Raw genomic sequence first — 13411 nt, 5'->3', positions numbered from 1 at the left:
GCCGCAACGCTTCGCGCATGACAGGATTCAATCAATGAGCAACCACTCCCTCCACGCCCCCCGGAAAGCTGAACAATCGTGGGGCGCCGTATTCGCCATGTCGCTTGCAGCCTTCGTGCTGGTGGCATCGGAATTCATGCCCGTCAGCCTGCTGACGCCGATTGCCGCCGACTTGCATATCACCGAGGGGCAAGCAGGTCAGGGTATTTCTGTCTCTGGACTGTTTGCACTGTTCGCCAGCCTTCTGATCGCTTCGGTGGCGGCGCGGGTCGACCGCAAACCTCTGCTGTTGTCACTGACTGTGCTGATGATCATTTCGGGAACAGTGGTCGCTTTCGCGCCGAATTACTGGGTGTTCATGATCGGTCGCGCGTTGATCGGGGTAGCGATAGGCGGCTTCTGGTCGCTGTCGGCCGCAACCGCCATGCGCCTGGTGCCTGAAGACCAGATCACTCGCGCCATGGCAATCGTCAACGGCGGCAACGCTCTGGCAACAGTGATTGCAGCGCCGCTGGGCAGTTTCCTTGGCGCGTTGATCGGCTGGCGCGGTGCATTTTTGTGCGTTATTCCGGTCGCGGTGATCGCCTCTGCCTGGCTTCTATTTAGCCTTCCGGCGATGAAGTCACAAAGTGGTTCGGGCACTGGGAATGTCTTCAAGTTGATGAAAAGCCTACCGGTCGCGTTAGGCATGGTGGCGGTCAGTGTCTTTTTCATGGGGCAGTTTATGCTGTTTACCTACCTGCGCCCGTTCCTAGAAACGGTCACGCACGTCAGTGTTTCCACGCTATCGCTGATGTTGCTCGTCTTGGGTCTGGCTGGGCTCGCGGGAACCTTCCTGATTGAAGCCTTCTTGAAAAATGGCCTGCATCGCACCCTCATCGTCATTCCGATATTGATGGCGGTGATCGCACTGGCGCTCGTTTCATTCGGCAGTTCGGCGGCCACCACCACTGTCTTGTTGGGTCTCTGGGGACTGGTTGCAACGGCAGCTCCAGTGGGATGGTGGACATGGCTGGCCAGAACATTGCCAGAGGCTGCTGAAGCGGGAGGCGGCTTAATGGTGGCGATCATTCAACTGGCCATTGCCTCGGGTGCAACCGTTGGCGGGCTGGTGTTTGACTTGAGCGGCTATCGCGCAACCTTCGAGTTGAGCGCCGCATTGCTGGGCGTGGCGGCTGTGCTTGCCTTCCTGGCTGCACGCTCTGCCACGCGGGAGCCGGTTGCATCGGTGAACATCGCATAAAAAACACAAGACACGCCAAGGCGTTTCTTGTGGTTCCGGTGGAGCAATCGTTCACAGGCTGGACGGTAAAATCAGCGTGCGCTGTCGATGATTTGGCCGCCGTCCGGTGTCAGGCTGTATCCCGTCAAGAACTGCGCATCCTTGCTGGCGAGAAACAACACCACCGGCGCAATATCCTCTTCCGGTGATCCATAACGACCAAGCACGTTAGTGGGGGCAGGTACATCGACCGCGGTTCCCCACGTGTCAGCGACCGGCATGACATTGTTGACCGTGATCTTGTCAGCGCCCCATTCCCTGGCCGCAGAGCGAGTCAAGGCACGTACGGCTTCCTTTGCCATGTTGTAAGGCGCATAGCCCTGCATGCCAATGACACCGGCCAGGGACGCGAAATTAATAACCCGGCCCTCACCGCTGGCTTTGAGATGGGGATAGCACGCCTGCATCGTTCGCAGATAAGCAATCGGGCCCATTTCGAAATTACGCTGCAACTGCTCGGCTGATAGCTCAATCACCGATGAAAAAACCACAGAAGGATCGAAAGCATTGTTAACCAGAATGTCGATTCGTCCATAGGCAGCCATCACCTTGTCGACAGTGGCAGTAATTTGAACGGGATCAGCGATATCGCAAACGATTCCGAGGGCGATGCCGCCAGCGGCCTGGATCTCGGCAACCACCTGATCAACATTTTCAGCCGTGCGCGAAACGACCGCGACTTTCGCGCCCTGCACCGCGAAAATCTTTGCGGTGGCTCGGCCGATACCCCGACCGGCGCCGGTGACAATGGCCACTTTTCCACTGAGTCGAGTCATAGCATTCCCCATTATTCAAGAGTCGTTTGGATGATCGCCGCCGGTGCGTAAGGCGACGGAAATTCGCGAACGGCGTTTTGTGTCACGAAGGAGGCGGCCAGGAGAATGAGCCCCACGGCTGCCGGGATAGCACCTTTGGGCTTGTGAACACCCAGGTGCGCTGAAGCTGAAAGCAGCAGGTGATAAAACATACCGGCATAAGCGAGTTCACTGAGCGCCACATTGTAGCGCCACAAAATCGCAGCAGGACCCAGTACCTTGACCACGATCATCAAAGGCACCAGGTGGGAGGCTGAATAGCCCAACTCCGCTTGTGCGTTTCGAACATAGTCTCCTTTGGCGATGTACATCGCGGCAGAGGCGAAATAGAGCAACGAAAGCAGCGCCGTGCTAATCCAGTAAATATAATTTACGATCATGTGGTTTTCCTAAGCAGGTATTGTTACGTCGACTTAGGGCAAAGATGTCGCCTAACATGAAAATCCACAAGCAGGATGAAAAAGTGGTGCTTAGTATGGAAAACCAGACTAATGATGACGCTCAGATCAACATGCACGAGGAAATGCGCCGCGCATTTTCGCTGCTTTCAGGCAAGTGGAAGCTGGAAATCATGTGGCTGCTGAATCAGCGCATCTATCGTTTTGGGGAACTGCGCAAGGCGATTAGCGGTATCACGCAACACATGCTGACGGCGCAACTCCGAGAGCTTGAAAACGATGGCCTGATCTCGCGAACAGTCTTCGCGGAAGTACCACCGCGCGTCGAATATGAGATGACCGCAAAAGCACGCGCACTCGGGCCGACGATGGCGGCACTCGCCACCTGGTGGAGCGAGTACGGGAAAAGCGTCCCCGTGAAACCAAATCCACGTGGCCGAAAAGCTAACAGCACCCGCAAAGGTGATGGTGCGGTTTAAACCTGAGCGATTCACTGCAGCCGAGGTGATGTGCGACGTGCCTCCTGCGCCTTGAAAGCCAGCTGATTCAGAACCTCCGACACTTACTCCAAGGTCAGTTAGCTATCTAGTCTATTTGCGTAATCGAATTCCAAGCAGCCTTCGCGAGAAAGTCCTGATACTGCTTCGGGCTTTTTTTGACCCTCCCGGAAAGCCAAGCACGCGAATAGCTTTCTGTCGCTCCGATGATAAGTGACGGTAAGAGTTCTACAGGAAGATGACTGAACTGCTCCTTGCGGCCCTCGACACTCATCCAGTCCAACAACTGCCTGTTGCGTTGTTTATTGCGTTCAAGCAATTCACCGTTGAAAGGCCCATTTGAGACGGCGTAGCGACTTTGGAAAACAAAGCGAGCCCAATCCGGTTGCTCATCTACCCATTCAGCGTAGCTATAGATCAGAGCCGCTACACCCGCTTGAGCCGTCTGTGCTTTCTGCAAATAGCTATCTCGGAGCGCTGCCTGATCTTCTAGCGCAGCGAAAAAAAGAGCGGCCACCAGTCCCTCTTTACTCCCGAAGTGATGATAGATAGCGCCTACGCTCGTTTCGCATTGAGCCCGAATGGTTTCGATGTTTGTGGCTTCGATACCTACCTCGTTAAAGCAGGCAAGTGCTCGGCGCAGGATAGTGCGCTTGAGCTCGCTACGCCTTCCCGGATAGATACGCTCGATCAGATCAGTTGAATGCATGAGGGGAAACGCCAAATGAAGCGGAGTCTATAGGTTGAACGCACCGTAAAGAAAGCTTGGCTTGACAGCCTCCAGATATACAGAATATTGTTCTGTTACAGAATATTGTTCTGTATTCAACCAAGAGGGTATCTCATGAGTCAAGCTCTAAGCATGTTCAATAGCGTAGGCCCCGCCGCGTTCAGCAATATGGCCTGCCAAATGGCACCTTACTTCAGCACAATCGCCCCTGAGATTTCAGAGCTCAGCCCAGGCCATGCAGTCGTTAACGTGCCGTTTCGCAAGGAAATCACCAACCATCTGGCATCTGTGCACGCGATAGCCCTGTGCAACGCAGCCGAGCTCGCGGGCGGAATGATGACTGACGCTTCGATTCCTTCAGGCGCCAAATGGATTCCGAAAGGCATGACCGTTGAATATCTCGCGAAAGCAAAATCGAGCATTCGAGCTGTAGCTGATGGCAGCGGTATTGACTGGAAAACCGGCGGCGACAAGTTCGTTCCGGTTGATATCTTCGACGAGGGTGGCGTGAAAGTTTTCACTGCCAGAATCACGATGAATGTGAAAATCGCTTAGGCCTTTTCTATAGGCTCGGCGTTATGCCGAGCCAAATCGCTCCTGCTGCGAGCATGAAAAATGCGTCATAGTTTCAACAATTAACTGTCACCGGTAGAGTTTGAAAAGCGCCGCACAGCGAGCTTGGGGAGTGTCTAGAAAACCCGGAGCGATTCAGGGCGTTACACGCCCCCTAATAATGGGGATGAAGGCAGACTCTGGATCTGCATCACAGAGGCACCTCCCGCCTTCGTCAGAAAATGTCGGCGCGTCATGCACAGATTCGACAGGGCAAAGACTTTCACCAACTGCGCTGTTTTCTTGGGCAGCCATGGAAGCGCACCTTCACTTCATCCAACTCGCTATTGCGTCTGGCGCACCGTTGGCGGGCTAGTCTTCGACTCGAGCGGATATCAAGCGACCTTCGAATTGAGCGCCATGTCTTGCGGTTTCGGTGGGGATACCTTGGGAAATTGGACGTGACCGTCAGCGTGCGCGGTCATTACGGAGACAACGGAATCAAGGCGGATTTCACAGAGGGCATATGCATGCCCCTCCGTGCAGATACAAAACGTGCTTTGCTGAAACATCGGGAGCATGAGGGGGCAACCGATACACCTCAACTCCATCCACGATTCGATGTTCTACCTGGACGTTCCCCATCATTCGATGTGTAAGCCTGGCCGGGCCCATCTTGCGCACTTTTAAATACCTTCGAACAACGCTTCGAGAGAACCGCAAATTCGTTTTCGCCGGGTCATGCGTAGGAGCGCAACAATCACCCGAATTTGAAAGCCTGGCATTTAGGGATCACCTATGGCGCTCAGCGCCTCGCTCACTCTTGCACACTACAAAAGGAGGAGCCTGCAATGCGAGGTGCATTTCACTTCCTGGCTCGCATACCGAGCAACTGCAATGCCCTTAAGGTCTGCCGACTAAAACATAGTCGATGAATGCACGAAGTTTGGGCAGCACATTTCGCCGACTGGGATAATAAAGCGCCAATCCGGGAAAGGTCACCGAGAAGCTTTCGAGTAAGACTTCAAGTGTTCCAGCGTGGATATGGCGCGCAACGAGAGATCGCGGAAGCATGAACAATCCGACCCCTCGCTCCGCGGCGTGAATACAAGCGGCCACATCATCCAGTATCAACGGACCACGGACGCGCACTACGTGTCTTTCGCCCGAGACGCTGAATGTCCAGCTGTCCAGCACAATACCCGCCTGCCGATAGGTGATGCACGGCAGGCCCAAGATATCATCAGGTAGCAGAGGCCGCGCATAGCGCGCGATCAGGGACGGTGAGCCGACCACAATGCTGGGTTCCTCAGCGGTCAGAGGTACCGCAACCATATCAGCGTGTACATATGAACGCGGTCGTACTCCGGCATCGCAACCTTCATCAATGATGTCCACCAGGTGATCATCACCGACAAATTCAAGCTGTATTCCCGGGTTCGCGCTAAGGAACCCAGGCACGAAGCGTTCTGTCAGCATAGGAACACTTGGCCTGGGAACACTGATTCGAAGCAGCCCGGTTACAGACTCACCGAAGTTACGCGCGGACTCAATTCCCAGAAGTACCTGCTGAGCAGCAGGCCGCACTTGAAGCAGCAGTCTTGCTCCAGCCTCAGTCAGTCCGACGCTTCTGGTAGTTCGTGCCAGCAGTGGCACTCCCACTCGCTGTTCGAATGTGCGTATCGCCTGACTAACAGCTGATGGCGTAATGCCAAGGCGGCGCGCAGCCGCCCGGAAGCCGCGCGCCTCGGCGACCGCCAAGAACACGAGAACCCCATCTAACTCACCGCGTCCGATTGTGTAGTTCATCTAAACAGTATGAGTAGGTGGCAGTGGATTATCAACCACGGCATTCAAGGGGAAAATAATGTATCAACCCCCTAGAAAGGACTGCTTCATGAATGCTGAAACCAAACAAAACCGCGCCTATCACCTCGAAAAATTTGGCGGGCTCGATGGCCTTGTCAACGGTGCCATAGCGATTCCGACTCCGGCCTCAGGCGAAGTCGTCGTCCGCGTACGCGCCTCCTCGTTGAATTTCCGAGACATCCTCATTCTGCAAGGACACTACACAGCGCCCGTACCATCGGGCACCATCCCTCTTTCCGATGGTGCAGGTGAGGTGATCGCCGTTGGCGAGGGAGTGACTCGCTTCGTCACTGGGGATCGAGTCGTGAACTCATTCTTCCCTGAATGGATTGACGGGCCGTTCACCGGAAAGTATTCCCAGTATTCATATGATGTCGACGGCTGGCTGGCAGATTACCGCGTCACATCAGAAAACGCTCTGGCACACATTCCTGGCAGTCTGAGCTTTGAAGAGGCCGCTACCCTACCTTGTGCTGCGGTCACTGCGTGGTCTGCGGTCAAAGGAGTAAGCGCAGGCGACACGGTACTGACACAGGGAACGGGAGGCGTCTCGTTGTTCGCCATCCAGTTTGCAAAAGCGCTGGGCGCGCGCGTCATTGCCACGACATCCAGCGATGAGAAGTCCGAACAGCTCAAGCTGTTGGGCGTAGCCGACATCATCAACTACAAAACCCATCCCGCATGGTCGCAGCAGGTCCGGGCGCTTACCAACGGCAATGGCGTCAATCGCATCGTTGAGGTGGGTGGCTCAGGCACTTTCCAGGAGTCGGTCAAAGCCATTGCGGTGGGTGGCCAGGTTTCGATGGTTGGGGTACTCGCGGGCTTGGAAGGCAGCGTCGACTTCATGTCCATGTTCATGAGCCAGGCGCGATACCAGCCTATCGCCCTGGGCAGTCGACAAGATCTGGAAGATTTGATCGCAGGCATCGCCGCACATGGAATCAGCCCTGTAATCGACAGTCGTTTTGAGTTTGGGGACGCCAAGCGGGCGTATGAAAAACTCATGACACGTGACGTCTTTGGCAAGGTCGTTATCAGCCACTGATGTGATGACCCAGTCAACGATAGCTAACGGGACAGATCATGACTGCTTATGTAATCTTCATCCGAGAGAAAACGCTCGATCAGCATGAGCTTGATATCTATGCACAAAAAGCCACCATTGCTCTTGCCGGCCTGCAGTCCACGATGCTTTCAGCCTATCAACGGATTGAGGCGTTTGAAGGGGAATTACCAGAAGGCGTTGTACTTTTCTCCTTCCCGACATTCGACGAAGCCAAGGCCTGGTATCACGGCGATGCGTATCAGTCCATCGTTGGACACAGGCTCAAGGGTGCAGTCTATCGAGGGTTTGTCGTAGACGGAGTAAGTTAGAACGCCTACCGAGGATATCCAGAACCCTGTGTCGGCCGTCGAAGGACACTTACCTAGGCTTACTAATCAGGAAATGAAGCGCGCAGGGGAACCTGCGAGCTTTTTCGCTAGGTCACGTGGCAGTCCCGGTCACCTGATCGCCCATCACCACACGTCGGGACACTCGGAAAAATGGTGATGGGTTATGCGTCAGACAGACTCAGACGACGACGCAATTGGGGAGCAGTAAGGTGCGCTCGCCAACACGGCCCACCCTGCTGAAAAGGCAGGACCGAGGCCAAATTGCCCGTCTCGACCGGATCGCAACCCGCGTCGCTGACCAGTCCAACAGCGATCGGCATGCCGATCCGAGTACCCGACGTCTCCAGCACATTCGCATCGACACAGTAGCGCCATTCAGAGTGTTCTCACTGATGCGCTTGCTCAGGTCGCTTCGATGCGCAAATAAGTAGCGCTGCGCGGGGACAACCTGGTCCAACAAATGGCGCACTATCTCCAGCGCCTGCACCGACAGTGGCACGATATAAGGCGGTACGTTTTGGATCTGCTTACCTGGCTTGCACATCGCTAGCTGGAGTTGTTTCACCACTTCCGCCGGTATGATCCACAAGCGCTTCTCCAAATCGAACTGGTCGGGTGTCGCCAGCCGCAACTCGCCCGTGCGGACACCGGTCAGCAGCAACAACCGAAGGCCAAGCCGAGTTTGGTTGGCGCCACCGTAGTTTCGAAGAGCAGCCATCAAGGCCGGGAACTCCTCCATACGGAGAAATGGATTGTGAGTAACAGGAGGTTTGCGAAGTGCAACCACATCCAGGCCTGAAGCCGGATTGTGTTCTAACCCCTCGATTTTTACCAACGCATAGCGGAACAATTGATTAAACCAGGTCCGACACTTTTCAGCTGTCGATAAGGCCTTGCGCTGTTCGATCCTGCTCAGCAAATCCAGCAGATCGCGACGATTGATGTCGTAGATAGACCATCCACCCAGTATGGGCAGGACGTTTTTATTGAAGATTCTCAAGATTTGCGAGAGCGTGCTCTGGCGCCCTTCCTTCAGGCTTAGCCTGCGGAACTCCACCCATTGATTGAACACGGCCTCGAAGGCCTGCTCTGCCGCAAAACGAACAGCACGACGCTGCTGCTTACGGTGCTCATAGGGATTGATGCCTTGGGCGACCAAGGCGCGCCTCATCACGTCGCGCACGGGCTTCTTTGAGGCTGATTTGCGGATAACTACCGAGAGACATACGCTTCTGCACGCCCGCCCAGCAGTATTGAAACGCCAGATTTTCCCGCCGCGGGCCGTCACGTTGAGCGCAAGCCCATCCGTGTCGCCTAGCGTGTAGTCATTGCCGGTGATTCAGGCTTGCCGAACGGTCGTAATTTCGCGTAATTAGAAAACACAAGGAATCCCCTATGAGCAGTAAAACTATCTTCGTCCAACCCGGTGGCGGCTATGAAAAGGTTGTGGTTGGCAGTAGCGAAGTACGGGCCGCAGCGCGCGGCGAAATCACGGTGCGCCTTCACGCCAACTCGCTCAACTACCACGACTTCGCGGTGGTCAGCGGTATGTGGGGGCCTAGTGAAAAACGCATCCCCATGGCCGACGGCGCAGGTGAAGTCATTGCTGTCGGCGAAGATGTCACTGAATTCAAGGTGGGTGACTCGGTCGTTAGTACATTCTTCCCTGAGTGGATCAATGGTGCGCCACTGGTTGAGGGTTTTGTTAGCGTGCCAGGTGATGGCATTGACGGCTACGCTCGTGAGCAAGTGACGGCCAAAGCCACATCGTTCACTCTCGCGCCTATCGGATACAGCCATGCTGAAGCGTCCACGCTCACCACTGCCGGCCTTACTGCATGGCGCGCCCTGATGGCCGATGACTCACTCAAGCCGGGCGACACCGTGCTCGTCCAAGGCACTGGCGGCGTTTCAATTTTCGCTCTGCAGTTCGCTAAATTGGCCGGCGCTACCGTCATTGCTACCTCTTCAAGCGACGAAAAACTTGAACGTCTGAAAGGACTAGGCGCTGATCATGTGATCAATTACCGCAAAGACCTTAACTGGGGTGAAACTGCACGCGCTCTAACGGGTGGCCGTGGTGTTGATCACATCATAGAAGTCGGCGGCCCCGCGACTCTCGAGCAATCGATGGTTGCAACTCGGGTTGCTGGTCACATCTCCATCATCGGGATACTGAGTGGCGTAAGCGGTGCAATGAATTTTGTACCCGCACTGATCAAGCAAGTACGTCTGCAGGGTGTATTGGTGGGCAGCCGCAGCCAGCAGCAAGACATGATCCGAGCCATCAATGCTAATGGTATGCGTCCGATTATTGATCGTCATTTCCCTTTGAACGAGATTGTCGAAGCGTTCAAGTATCAGGAAACCAACAAGCATTTCGGCAAAATTTGTCTGGATATCTAAGCGCGCATAACTGTGCATGAGAAGACCTTAAGGTTCGCCATGTGATTAGCTCTTCACTGCTTGCAAGGTTCGTCATTCAGACCTCAATGTTGGAAAAACCCACCCACAATAGTTGCCTCTCACTGTTCATGACGGCGTATGCGACCTCTGCAACTATCCTGTCTTGAAAGCAATGCGCTAACCGGACTTTCTCCTGAGTGCGGCAGATGTCAAAACCACCTAGAGAGGCTTCAGGGTGGAGCGTAGTGATTGATCGGTAGGATTGCATGCCGACTTGCATAGGCCGGCCACCACCCTTTTACGAAATCGAGCGCCTTGTATAACTTTTTGCAAGGTGTCTAGAGAATCCTGGGCGATTCATTTTTCTAGCTGTCGCCATTCTGACACGTATCGTCGAAATCATTAAAAGCTCGTGATGGCACTGCGCCATCACTGTGCTATATTCATCCAATCATCCATATCAATATTGATTATACCTACCCCCCCTTCTCAGATGACCGCGCCAGTTTTCATCGGTCACGGCTGATTACCAAAGGAACGCTATGAACTCTTGGCTCGCGAATATCAGCGTCATGCTCAAGCTGGCCTTGGGCTTTGCTGTTGTACTCCTTCTAACCGCCATCCTTGCCGCGACCAGCTGGTTCAGCTTGGGAAAAATGATTGACCGTAGTAATCGAATGGCCGGCATCACCGAACTCGGCAACCGTCTTGATCATCTACGGAGGGCCCGTTTTCAGTATCAGGTGGACAAGGGTGACGAGCAACAAGGTGCATTGATCCAGGATGCGCTGGAACTGTTTGTCGCCAAGCAAAAAAGCCTCGCAAAAGAACTGCAGCTACCTGAAAACTTGCAAAGTCTTGCGCTGATCAACCAAGCCACCACTCAGTATCAAATGGCAATTAATACGATGCGCGAGGCCTATCGCAATAGTGCGGCCACCCGTAAGGAAATGGCCACCAATGCGGTCAAAGGCGCCGCGCTGATTGCCAAGCTCATCAATGACGTAGAAGCAATGCCAGTCTCTGATCAGCGCCGTTATGAGTTATACAAAGTCATCCTCAAGGCCAAAGAGGATGTCGCGCTGGTGCGTTATGAAGTTCGTGGCTACACCGGCAATCCCAACAGCACTACGGAACAAGCCGCCGCCCGCCAGCTTGATAGTGCGCTCAAGGGCATTGAAACCCTCAACAACACCTTTGGTGCCGCCTATGCCGATCCTATCAGGCAACTGGAAACCGCTCTGATGGCTTACCGCCGCTCAGTGCAGGATTTTACAGCCAGTAATGGGGCTATCGACCACTCCGTGCAGGACACTGTCAATTTCGGAGAGGCCATCACCCGTCTGACTGATGAAATGTATGCCAGACAGCTGGCCGCCCTTGAAACAGATAGTGCTCAGGCCCGCACGCTGCAGTTGAGTTGCACTGCTTTGGCAATGTTATTGGGGCTTCTTGCAGCTCTGATAATCACCCGCCAGATTACCCGCCCATTGCAGGAGACTCTGGCTGTGGTCGATTGCATTGCAGCGGGCGATCTCACGCAAAACATGGTCGTGACCCGTAGAGACGAACTGGGTGTGCTGCAACAAGGTATTCAGCGCATGGGTCGTACCTTGCGCGATCTGATCGGTGGTATCCGCGATGGAGTCACCCAGATCGCCAGTGCAGCGGAAGAGCTTTCAGCTGTCACTGAGCAGACCAGCGCTGGGGTCAATAGCCAGAAAACCGAGACCGACCAAGTGGCTACTGCGATGCACGAAATGTCGGCCACTGTGCATGAAGTTGCGCGGAATGCGGAACAAGCTTCCGTTGCCGCATCAGAGGCCGATGCTCAGGCGCGCGCTGGTGACAAAGTAGTCGCGGAAGCCATCGCCCAGATTGAGCGTTTGTCCAGCGAAGTCGGGCGTTCAGCGGAAGCTATGAATAAGCTTGAACAAGAAAGTGGGCGCATCGTCAAGATCATGGACGTGATCAAGGCGGTGGCTGAGCAAACTAATTTATTGGCCCTTAACGCGGCCATTGAGGCTGCTCGCGCAGGTGAGGCAGGGCGCGGTTTTGCAGTGGTCGCTGACGAAGTACGAGGACTGGCTCAGCGTACTCAGCAGTCCACTGAGGAAATAGAAAGCTTGGTGGCAGGCTTGCAAGGTGGAACACGTCAGGTGTCCAGTATTATGCAGAGCAGCCGCGAACTAACCGATAGCACTGTGGCGTTGGCAGGTAAAGCAGGCGCATCTTTAGCTAGCATCACTCAGACGGTTTCTGGGATTCAAGCCATGAACCAACAGATTGCTGCCGCCGCAGTACAACAAAGTTCGGTGGCGGAGGAAATAAGCCGCAGCATTTTGAGTGTACGCGACGTGTCTGAGCAGACCGCCTCAGCTAGTGAGGAGACAGCGGCCTCCAGTATCGAACTCGCGCGCCTGGGGGTACAGTTACAGCAACTTGTCAGTCACTTCAAGGTTTGACCGATGTGAATCGCCACGGACTCTCTAGACACTTTGCAAGCTCATTGGACTGCCCCCAGCAACGTAGACATCTCCAGCCTATGCTCGATTTTTACCAACGCATAGCGGAACAATTGGTTGAACCAGGTCCGGCATTTTTCGGCTGTCGTTAAGGCCTTGCGCTGTTCGATCCTGCTCAGCAAATCCAGCAGATCGTGACGATTGATATCGTAGATAGACCGCCCGCCCAGTGTGGGCAGCACGTCTTTGTTGAAGATTCTCAAGATTTGCGAGAGCGTGCTCTGGCGCCCTTCCTTCAGGCTTAGCCTGCGGAACTCCACCCATTGATTGAACACGGCCTCGAAGGCCTGCTCTGCCGCAAAACGAACAGCACGACGCTGCTGTTTACGGTGCTCATAGGGATTGATGCCTTGGGCGACCAAGGCGCGCGCCTCATCACGTCGCGCACGGGCTTCTTTGAGGCTGATTTGCGGATAACTACCGAGAGACATACGCTTCTGCACGCCCGCCCAGCAGTATTGAAACGCCAGATTTTCCCGCCGCGGGCCGTCACGTTGAGCGCAAGCCCATCCGTGTCGCCTAGCGTGTAGTCATTGCCGGTGATTCGGGCTTGCCGAACGGTCGTATCCGAGAGTGCCATAGCGAGCTCCTGAACAGAGTCAGGAGCGGATGCTCGTCTCGCTATCCAAGCTGCTCCAGCAAAAAACCGATTCAGTGCATATCCAAATCCAAGCCCCTCATTCGGGACTTAAATCGGGATTTAAAAGCACTGGACGGTGCTGGATGTCAGCGGTTCCCGCCGGAACGAAAAAAGGACCCGAAGGTCCTTGTTTCGATCGCTGACAGAATTCAGTGGAACTCTGTAGCGCTATGTTTGGAGCGGGAAACGGGACTAGAATCTAGCCTCTAACCTTTTGATTAGAAAAGGTTTTCCTTGCTTCCTATCTCAGGAATGGACGCTATCTTGGACTTGTTCTGGCTCATTGGCAAGTCCAATACCAA

The 13411-nt window shown here is 54.6% G+C and carries 11 protein-coding genes and 2 pseudogenes; 7 read left to right on the top strand and 6 right to left on the bottom strand.

Annotated elements, in window-relative coordinates:
* Positions 1-34 precede the first annotated feature (34 nt).
* Complete coding sequence (locus TU80_RS24325; RefSeq protein ID WP_057005560.1) at positions 35-1243, top strand: MFS transporter; 1209 nt, start codon at positions 35-37, stop codon at positions 1241-1243.
* Positions 1244-1314: 71 nt separating this feature from the next.
* Here the strand turns inward: TU80_RS24325 and TU80_RS24320 are convergent, their stop codons facing one another.
* Positions 1315-2058 carry an SDR family NAD(P)-dependent oxidoreductase gene (locus tag TU80_RS24320; RefSeq protein WP_057005592.1) on the bottom strand — a complete coding sequence of 248 codons (744 nt, stop codon included), beginning with the start codon at positions 2056-2058 and terminating at the stop codon, positions 1315-1317.
* Positions 2059-2069: 11 nt separating this feature from the next.
* The gene (locus TU80_RS24315) at positions 2070-2477 is read right to left on the bottom strand and encodes a DoxX family protein (protein WP_057005559.1); all 408 of its coding nucleotides are present in this window, start codon (positions 2475-2477) and stop codon (positions 2070-2072) included.
* A 56-nt stretch (positions 2478-2533) separates the two neighbouring features.
* On the opposite strand from TU80_RS24315, the gene TU80_RS24310 reads away from it, so the two are divergent.
* Entirely contained in the window at positions 2534-2974 is a 441-nt protein-coding gene (locus tag TU80_RS24310; protein ID WP_275942170.1) for a winged helix-turn-helix transcriptional regulator, read from the top strand.
* A gap of 106 nt (positions 2975-3080) precedes the next feature.
* Here the strand turns inward: TU80_RS24310 and TU80_RS24305 are convergent, their stop codons facing one another.
* Positions 3081-3701, bottom strand: coding sequence for a TetR/AcrR family transcriptional regulator (locus tag TU80_RS24305; protein ID WP_057005558.1), 621 nt, complete (start codon positions 3699-3701; stop codon positions 3081-3083).
* 135 nt (positions 3702-3836) lie between these two features.
* Here TU80_RS24305 and TU80_RS24300 point away from each other — a divergent pair, with 135 nt between their 5' ends.
* Positions 3837-4277, top strand: a complete 441-nt coding sequence (locus TU80_RS24300) for a hotdog fold domain-containing protein (protein WP_057005557.1) — start codon at positions 3837-3839, stop codon at positions 4275-4277.
* Positions 4278-5177: 900 nt separating this feature from the next.
* On the opposite strand, the gene TU80_RS33740 is transcribed toward TU80_RS24300, so the two are convergent.
* A complete protein-coding gene (locus TU80_RS33740; protein ID WP_082643889.1) occupies positions 5178-6083 on the bottom strand; it encodes a LysR family transcriptional regulator in 906 nt (301 codons plus the stop codon).
* Positions 6084-6171: 88 nt separating this feature from the next.
* On the opposite strand from TU80_RS33740, the gene TU80_RS24285 reads away from it, so the two are divergent.
* Together TU80_RS24285 and TU80_RS24280 are read left to right on the top strand one after the other, a co-directional pair.
* Entirely contained in the window at positions 6172-7188 is a 1017-nt protein-coding gene (locus TU80_RS24285; protein WP_057005554.1) for a zinc-dependent alcohol dehydrogenase family protein, read from the top strand.
* 38 nt (positions 7189-7226) lie between these two features.
* The gene (locus tag TU80_RS24280; RefSeq protein WP_046383998.1) at positions 7227-7517 is read left to right on the top strand and encodes a DUF1330 domain-containing protein; all 291 of its coding nucleotides are present in this window, start codon (positions 7227-7229) and stop codon (positions 7515-7517) included.
* A 378-nt stretch (positions 7518-7895) separates the two neighbouring features.
* Here the strand turns inward: TU80_RS24280 and TU80_RS24275 are convergent.
* Positions 7896-8877: pseudogene (locus TU80_RS24275) on the bottom strand (tyrosine-type recombinase/integrase); the annotation flags it as partial.
* A 56-nt stretch (positions 8878-8933) separates the two neighbouring features.
* Here TU80_RS24275 and TU80_RS24270 point away from each other — a divergent pair.
* On the top strand, positions 8934-9944 hold the full coding sequence (locus TU80_RS24270) for a zinc-dependent alcohol dehydrogenase family protein (RefSeq protein ID WP_046383999.1): 1011 nt from the start codon (positions 8934-8936) through the stop codon (positions 9942-9944).
* A 542-nt stretch (positions 9945-10486) separates the two neighbouring features.
* Positions 10487-12409 (top strand): methyl-accepting chemotaxis protein, encoded by a 1923-nt coding sequence (locus TU80_RS24260; protein ID WP_057005552.1) that lies wholly within the window; start codon positions 10487-10489, stop codon positions 12407-12409.
* Positions 12410-12495: 86 nt separating this feature from the next.
* Here TU80_RS24260 and TU80_RS24255 read toward each other — a convergent pair.
* Positions 12496-13049 (bottom strand): annotated as a pseudogene (locus TU80_RS24255) (tyrosine-type recombinase/integrase); the annotation flags it as partial.
* Between the last annotated feature and the right edge of the window lie 362 nt (positions 13050-13411).

Source organism: Pseudomonas veronii, from assembly GCF_001439695.1.
Classification (GTDB): domain Bacteria; phylum Pseudomonadota; class Gammaproteobacteria; order Pseudomonadales; family Pseudomonadaceae; genus Aquipseudomonas; species Aquipseudomonas veronii.
The sequence above is the reverse complement of the archived record's forward strand: the minus strand, read 5'-3'. Positions and strand labels throughout refer to the sequence as shown.

Bases quoted from the DNA above. Each gene is read 5' to 3' on its own strand.
- TU80_RS24325 (WP_057005560.1), top strand. From the start codon at position 35: ATGAGCAACCACTCCCTCCACGCCCCCCGGAAAGCTGAACAATCGTGG.
- TU80_RS24320 (WP_057005592.1), bottom strand. From the start codon at position 2,058: ATGACTCGACTCAGTGGAAAAGTGGCCATTGTCACCGGCGCCGGTCGG.
- TU80_RS24315 (WP_057005559.1), bottom strand. From the start codon at position 2,477: ATGATCGTAAATTATATTTACTGGATTAGCACGGCGCTGCTTTCGTTG.
- TU80_RS24310 (WP_275942170.1), top strand. From the start codon at position 2,534: ATGAAAATCCACAAGCAGGATGAAAAAGTGGTGCTTAGTATGGAAAAC.
- TU80_RS24305 (WP_057005558.1), bottom strand. From the start codon at position 3,701: ATGCATTCAACTGATCTGATCGAGCGTATCTATCCGGGAAGGCGTAGC.
- TU80_RS24300 (WP_057005557.1), top strand. From the start codon at position 3,837: ATGAGTCAAGCTCTAAGCATGTTCAATAGCGTAGGCCCCGCCGCGTTC.
- TU80_RS33740 (WP_082643889.1), bottom strand. From the start codon at position 6,083: ATGAACTACACAATCGGACGCGGTGAGTTAGATGGGGTTCTCGTGTTC.
- TU80_RS24285 (WP_057005554.1), top strand. From the start codon at position 6,172: ATGAATGCTGAAACCAAACAAAACCGCGCCTATCACCTCGAAAAATTT.
- TU80_RS24280 (WP_046383998.1), top strand. From the start codon at position 7,227: ATGACTGCTTATGTAATCTTCATCCGAGAGAAAACGCTCGATCAGCAT.
- TU80_RS24270 (WP_046383999.1), top strand. From the start codon at position 8,934: ATGAGCAGTAAAACTATCTTCGTCCAACCCGGTGGCGGCTATGAAAAG.
- TU80_RS24260 (WP_057005552.1), top strand. From the start codon at position 10,487: ATGAACTCTTGGCTCGCGAATATCAGCGTCATGCTCAAGCTGGCCTTG.